The 5,264-nt window shown below is 63.7% G+C and carries 5 protein-coding genes and 1 pseudogene; 3 read left to right on the forward strand and 3 right to left on the reverse strand.

What is annotated here, in order from left to right:
- The first annotated feature begins 92 nt into the window (after nucleotides 1-92).
- Entirely contained in the window at nucleotides 93-539 is a 447-nt protein-coding gene (gene aac(3)-XI / locus KBX14_RS10990) for an aminoglycoside N-acetyltransferase AAC(3)-XI (RefSeq protein ID WP_046095284.1), read from the forward strand.
- Here aac(3)-XI and KBX14_RS10995 read toward each other — a convergent pair.
- Both KBX14_RS10995 and KBX14_RS11000 read right to left on the reverse strand, forming a co-directional pair.
- The gene (locus KBX14_RS10995; protein ID WP_046095285.1) at nucleotides 536-1,567 is read right to left on the reverse strand and encodes a HAMP domain-containing sensor histidine kinase; all 1,032 of its coding nucleotides are present in this window, start codon (nucleotides 1,565-1,567) and stop codon (nucleotides 536-538) included. The two genes, aac(3)-XI and KBX14_RS10995, sit on opposite strands and share 4 nt — an antisense overlap.
- Nucleotides 1,564-2,232 carry a response regulator transcription factor gene (locus KBX14_RS11000; RefSeq protein ID WP_193391061.1) on the reverse strand — a complete coding sequence of 223 codons (669 nt, stop codon included), beginning with the start codon at nucleotides 2,230-2,232 and terminating at the stop codon, nucleotides 1,564-1,566. Before KBX14_RS11000 ends, KBX14_RS10995 begins: the two co-directional genes overlap by 4 nt.
- A gap of 83 nt (nucleotides 2,233-2,315) precedes the next feature.
- Here KBX14_RS11000 and KBX14_RS11005 point away from each other — a divergent pair, with 83 nt between their 5' ends.
- A complete protein-coding gene (locus KBX14_RS11005) occupies nucleotides 2,316-3,122 on the forward strand; it encodes a DUF418 domain-containing protein (RefSeq protein ID WP_256042548.1) in 807 nt (268 codons plus the stop codon).
- Nucleotides 3,103-3,954, forward strand: a complete 852-nt coding sequence (locus KBX14_RS11010) for a trypsin-like serine protease (RefSeq protein ID WP_049147424.1) — start codon at nucleotides 3,103-3,105, stop codon at nucleotides 3,952-3,954. The genes KBX14_RS11005 and KBX14_RS11010 overlap by 20 nt, the downstream gene beginning before the upstream one ends.
- A gap of 162 nt (nucleotides 3,955-4,116) precedes the next feature.
- On the opposite strand, the pseudogene KBX14_RS11015 reads toward KBX14_RS11010, so the two are convergent.
- Nucleotides 4,117-5,187: pseudogene (locus KBX14_RS11015) on the reverse strand (IS110 family transposase); the annotation flags it as partial.
- Between the last annotated feature and the right edge of the window lie 77 nt (nucleotides 5,188-5,264).

A 5,264-nucleotide genomic window follows, 5' to 3' on the forward strand; every position in this document is an offset into this window, starting at 1 on the left:
CTCAATCGGCATCCAAAAAGGCCACATCTAACCCCGCGACACGCCGATAGCAGACACACATTTTGTCGCTTAACCCGTTAAGGTGTGCGCATATGACTACAACCAACGAGATCAGGGTCGCGGAGGTAGCGGACGCGGGGGTCGTCGCAAAGCTATTGCGCGATTTCAACACAGAGTTTGATACCCCGGTTCCCGAAGGCCTTGAGGAGCGGTTTGCGCAGATCATCGCACACGACGACGCCTTCGTTCTCCTCGCCGGCGATATTGGTTTCGCCTACGTCACCCTGCGCCCGAGCCCGTATTACGACGGGCCGGTGGCGATGCTCGACGAGCTCTACGTCGCACCTGCCCACCGCAATCGCGGGGTCGGCACGGCGCTGCTGCAGCGGGTCTTCGAGGAGATCCGCAAGCACAGCGCCGGCGAATTACAAATCAACGTCGACGAGGTAGACACCGATGCGCGCCGCTTTTACGAACGCCACGGCCTGACCAACATCGAGCAAGGCTCCCGCATGCTGCTCTACATCCGGGAGCTTTAGGCCGGAAGCGATAGCTTTGCGACGAGCCCACCACCGGCCCGCGGCGCAAGCACCAGGGATCCGCCATGGGCGTTCGCGATCGCATCGACGAGTGCCAGCCCGAGCCCGTGGCCGGCACCTGCGGTGCGTTCGGCGCGCGCGAATGGTTCGGTCCAGGTTGCAACCTCGGCCGCGGAGTAGGTCTCGCCGCCGGATTCCACGGTGACCTCAGCGAAGTTGCCCACCTTGCGCAGGGTGAGCGCGGGGTTGTTGCCGTGGGTGAGTGCGTTGCGCACCAGGTTGTCCACCGCCTGGCGGGTCAGGGTGGGGGAGGCGTCCACGGTCACGGGCACGGCGTCGGCGGGGACGTTGCGGTCGGCGCACACCTCGCGGCACAGTTCTGCCAGGTCGAGGCGCTGCCGGTCGCGCACGTCCACGTTGGCCAGCTGGAGTAGGGCGGCGACGGTGTCGGCGCTGCGGGCGTTGACCTCGCGCACGCGGGTTAGCGTGGGACGCAGCCCGCCGTCGTCGCCGGTCAGGGCCACGTCTGCCATGGTCTGGATGGTTGCGATCGGAGTCTTCAACTCATGGGAGGCGTTGGAGGCGAACCGGCGCTGGCGCTCCACTGCGCCCGCCAATTCGTCGAGCATGACGTTGAGCGCGTCTGCGAGTTCGCCGACCTCGTCGTCGGGACCATGGTGGGTGATGCGGGCTGAGAGGTCGCCGCGGGTGACGGAGGCGGCGTCGTCGGCAATGTCGCGAAGAGGTTTGATCACCAGGCCTGCCACGAACCAGCCGATCACACCCGCAAGCAGGGTCAACAGGGCAAGTACCGACAGGGAGGCGAGGAGGACGCGGCGCAGGATCTCGCTGGTGATCGGCACGGCACCGTCGATGATGACACCGTCCTCCACCGTGGGGAAGGTGGCCGTTACCGGCACCGGGGTGAGCTTCAGGTAGGCATACACCAGCCCGATCAGAGCCAACCCCATCCCAAGCACCGTGGCCACGAACATCACCGTAATGCGGGCCCGCAAACTCAGCCTCATCGTTCCTCCTCCGCCACGTAGTAGCCGGCGCCGGCCACGGTGTGCACGATGCGCGGTTCGCCTAGCTTCTTGCGCAGGTGCGACACCGTCACGCGCGGGGAGTTGGTGAACGGGTCCGCGTTTTCGTCCCACGCCTCCGCGAGCAGGTCCTCGGCAGAGATCACCCCGCCGTCGGCCTCCATGAGTACCTCGAGCACAGCGAACTCCTTCGGGCTCAGTGGCACCGTCTCGCCACCACGGGTGACCTCGCGCCGAAAGGTGTCTAGGCGCACATCCCCGCAGCGATACACCTCGCCGCGCGCCGGGGCGTTGCGCTTCGCCAACGCATTAACCCGCGCGATTAACTCCGGCACCTCGAACGGTTTGGGCAGATAATCGTCGGCGCCGAGCCCGAAGCCTTCCAGCCTGTCGTCCAGGGAGCCGGACGCGGTCAGCATGATCACCCGGGTCGCGGGATGCGTATCGACGACCCACCTGCACACCTCATCACCATGCAACCCCGGCAGGTCCCGGTCGAGCACGACGACGTCGGGGCGGGTGTCGTCGATACGCGAACGCGCCTCCAAGCCGTCATACACGGCACTAGCCTGCATGTTTGCGTTGTTGAGTGCGGTGGCGATGGCGTCGGCGAGATAGGCTTCGTCGTCGATCACAAGTACCCGAATTGTCATGAGCCCGATCGTATCGGCGGGGGTGTTGCGCCCACGTTAACGTCACCGCAACATCTGGCTGCGTAACTTCCACAGCCATGCAGACCCGAAACGTAGGAATCGACGCCGCCCGCGCGGTGGCACTCGTCGCCATGATGGTCGCGCACCTCACCGTCCAAGAGGGCATCACTGCACAGGTGCTGTTCGGCTTCCCGGCCGCACTGTTCGCCTTCATCGCCGGTGTCTCAATGGGGTACATGCGCGCCCAGCCCGCCGAGTTCATCGCGCTCGCCCCATTTTCGGGGTCGATCGTGGTGGTGCTCGGCACCATCGGGGTCTGCATGGCGCTGCTCGCCTGGGCGCCACGCTGGGACACACCACTGTTGCTGTGGCTCGCGTGCGCCCTCACTTTTGGCTCGGCGGTGCTCGCGCCGTCGTCCTGGCCGTACCCGCCCATGATGTGGGCCACGCTCATGATCGCCGGCATCCTGTTCAAACGCTACATGCCGTTGTGGCCCGGCCTCGTGGTCGGCGGGGCGCTGTTCGCCCTGGATGTGGCGCTGCGCTGGACCACACCGTTGCCACCGCTTCTCGACGCCACCGGCCACACCGGAGGACTCATGGACGTTGTGGGCAGCGTGGGGGCGTCGATAAGCATCTGCGCCCTGTGCTGCCTGGCGCAACGCTGGCTCGGATGGCTCGCCCCGCTGGGCCGGATGCCGCTGACTCTGTACTGCATCCACGTGCTCACCGCCGAGTGGCTCAACGTTTGGGTGACCGTGGGCGGCGCCATCGTGATCGCTTACGTATGGCTCGCGATATTTCAGCGCGGGCCGCTTGAAACTGTAATTCGCCGCATCACCGCGGTAGTGAAGGAGAACAATCGTGAAAAAGCTCGCAGCTAGCCTCGCCGTCGCAGGCGCCCTCGTCGCCCAGCCCGCATGGGCGATGGAAAGCACCACCTTCGCCGGCGACGTCGACGAAGCCAAGCCCGTGGTCTCCGTGCGTGTCGACGACTCCGATCCCGACGACGGCGTCTGCACCGGCACCGCCATCGACCCCCACTGGGTCATCACCGCCCGCCACTGCGTCGAGGCCGCCGCCAAGCCGGGCGGCTCGGTGCGCACCGGCCAGGGAGACGACCAGCGCGTCTACAAGGTGGACCGCCACGAGGTTGCCCCGCGCGGCGACATCGCCCTGCTCCACACCGAAGAGGAAATGCAGCTAGATACGTTCGCCGAGGTTGCAGACGAGGTCCCCGCCGGCGCTGTGAACATCTACGGCTGGTCCTCCGACGGCTCGGGAGGCTCCACCGAGCTGCCCTCCGCCGAGGCCGAGGTCCGCGGCGATTCCCCGCTCGCCCTTTTCGACGCCCCAACCGCCCTCGAGGTCGCCCTCAAGAACGGCGCCCGTATCCAGCCGGGCGACTCCGGCGGCGCTATCTTCGCCGACGGCAAGGTCGCCGGCATCATGTCGGCTGGACTCTTCGAGGACCCGGACAACCCGACGGAGGAGGAAATGACCTCTAATGCCGCCGTCGCGGTGGCGCCGGTTGCCGAGCAGGCCGAGTGGATCCGAGGCGTCGTCGGTGGTGAGGGTGCGGATTCTTCCGCGGACGCTTCTCCGGAAGCTGAGGCTGAGCCATCGGCTTCCTGGCGCAACGTCGCGATCGGCCTGGGCGTTTTGGCCCTCGTCGTTGCTGGGTTCCTGGTGCTGCTGCGCCGCCGCTCCAACTAGGCTTTGTGTTGAGGGGGTGTTCCTATATAGGTTGTCAACTCCGTGGGTGAGGTTGTTGGGGGTATGAAGGGCTTCTGCTTCGCCGTGTGAATGTTGTTTTCGGGCATCTCGAGGAGCCGATTGGGCTTGCTGCTCAATCGGCTTGGATGGGAGCTGTTGGTTCTAAGCTGCTGTGACCTCTTGGACTGTGGAGATGTCTCGGTAGAGCTCGCCGCTACGCATCATGGCGAAGAGAACGTTTAGGCGTCGGCGTGCGAGTGCGACAACTGCGGCGTTGTGTCTTTTGCCTTCTTTGCGTTTTCGTTCATAGAATTGTCGGGAACGCTCGTGGAATCTGATCGATGCAAAAGACGATTGCCATAGGGCGTTCTTTAATTTTTTGTTGCCAGCCCGGTTGGGCGAATTCGACATGATGGACGTTCCCGACTGATTCGTCCGCGGTGATAGGCCTGCATAGGACGCTAGGTGCGCTGCATCGGGGAAGTCGGACATATCGCCAACGGTCATGAGGATCTGCGCGGCGCTACGCGGACCGATGCCGGGCATGGATAAAAGAATCTCGGTGTGAGGAATGTCCTGGATGAGCTTGAGTACCTGTGCCTCGATTTCTTTACGATGCTCGAGTTTGGCCAATGCATCTTTGGCGGACATTGCTACGCCAAGTTCGGCGTATTCTGCCCCGGCAATGGACACGGTCTGCCCGTGGATGGCAGCAAGCATGGCATCGATGACAGGCTCAGGATTGCGCGCCCTGTGACTGCGCGCAAAGGCTGCCAGACGTGCTCTACCGACGCGTCGAATCTTGGTGGGGCCACCGTATTTCGCAAGTAGGTGGAGGATCCACTTGCGATGAATCACCTGTCCGCGCAGAACATGTTCGAATGCAGGATAGGTTCCCACGAGCGCGGATCGCATCTGGTTAATCAGGCGTGTGTAGGCCCGGGCGAGATCTTCGTCAATACCGTTGAGCACTTTCAGCTGGATAAAGACTTCCTCAACGCGGTCGACGCTGCGCAAGGCATCCGGAAGTTTAAGACCGGCATGGGCGATGACGTAGGCGTCGCGCACATCGGTCTTGGAGTTGCCGACGTGGATGCGAGAGAGCTGCCGCATCGCAAGCCCCGGTAGATAGCGAACGTCGGCCCCCATGTCTTGGGCGACTGCGACGGTTAACCGGCCGATGTTGTTGGGTTGATCGACAATGACAAGAACCGAAGCGTCATCGGCGAGAAAGGGTTAAGCGACAAAATGTGTGTCCGGAATCGTTGATTTTCATGCTCTGAACTCCGCGTTTGCGGAAAATATATGCT

The sequence above is a fragment of the Corynebacterium sp. CCUG 61414 genome (genome assembly GCF_024453945.1).
GTDB classification, from domain to species: domain Bacteria; phylum Actinomycetota; class Actinomycetes; order Mycobacteriales; family Mycobacteriaceae; genus Corynebacterium; species Corynebacterium pseudogenitalium.